Genomic DNA, 521 nt, shown 5'->3' on the forward strand with positions numbered 1-521 from the left:
AATACGGTTTTCTTCCATACATTAGAAGAAAAATTACAGTATTTAGTAGACAACGATTATATTGAAGAAGGCTTCTTAAATAAGTATTCTTTCGATTTCATCCAATCCTTGTTTGATCATTTGTATAGCCATAAATTCCGTTTCAAGAGCTTTATGGGTGCTTATAAGTTTTACACGCAATATGCGCTAAAAACCAATGACAACAAACGATTTTTAGAAAGATATGAAGATCGAATTGCTTTTACTGCTTTGTATTTAGCAGATGGCGATGAAGATTTAGCTTGGCATATTGCTGAAGAGCATATTGAACACCGTCTACAAATGGCTACACCTACCTTCTTAAACGCAGGTAAGAAGCGTCGCGGTGAGATGGTTTCTTGTTTCTTAATTGATGTCCAAGATAATATGGAGTCAATTGGACGAGCAGTGAATTCCTCTCTACAACTCTCTAAACGTGGTGGTGGTGTAGGTGTAAACTTGAGTAACCTTCGTGAGGCCGGTGCCGCAATTAAGGGTATTGA

1 protein-coding gene is annotated in these 521 nt (G+C 37.4%); it reads left to right on the forward strand.

Annotated elements, in window-relative coordinates:
• Positions 1 to 521 (forward strand): ribonucleotide reductase N-terminal alpha domain-containing protein (locus tag ACRCJ0_RS19235; RefSeq protein ID WP_431391825.1); only part of this gene is annotated, 521 nt, incomplete at both ends.

The organism is Aerococcus sp. L_32, assembly GCF_050689315.1.